Source organism: Rhodoplanes roseus (assembly GCF_003258865.1).
Classification (GTDB): Bacteria; Pseudomonadota; Alphaproteobacteria; order Rhizobiales; family Xanthobacteraceae; genus Rhodoplanes; species Rhodoplanes roseus.
The window spans coordinates 1-287 of record NZ_NPEX01000744.1 but is presented as its reverse complement, the minus strand read 5'-3'; the positions used below and the strand labels follow the sequence as shown (position 1 = coordinate 287).

Annotated in this window: 1 protein-coding gene; it reads right to left on the bottom strand. The window is 65.5% G+C overall.

The window, feature by feature from the left end; all coding sequences use genetic code 11:
- The coding region (locus CH341_RS32225; RefSeq protein WP_111423754.1) for an MnhB domain-containing protein at positions 1-287 on the bottom strand (287 nt) is incomplete at both ends.

Sequence of the window (287 nt, the reverse complement as noted above, 5' to 3'; positions counted from 1 at the left end):
GAGATAGACGCCGATATCGAAGAACGTGGCGGTGGAGATGGCGACCTCCATGCCGAAAATCTTCGGATAGGCCCACAGCGCCGTCAAAAACGGCTTGCCGCCGATCAGCGACGGCACCCCGGCAAGGGTCGCCACGACGAGCCCGAAACCGGCGATCCCCATCGGATGAAAGCGCAGAGCCCGGCGCACCGGCGGCACACCATAGGCGATGCCGTAGATGGCAAAGGCGGAGGCCGCGATCAGCCCGCCGATGAAGCCGCCGCCCGGATTGTTGTGGCCGCGCAAGA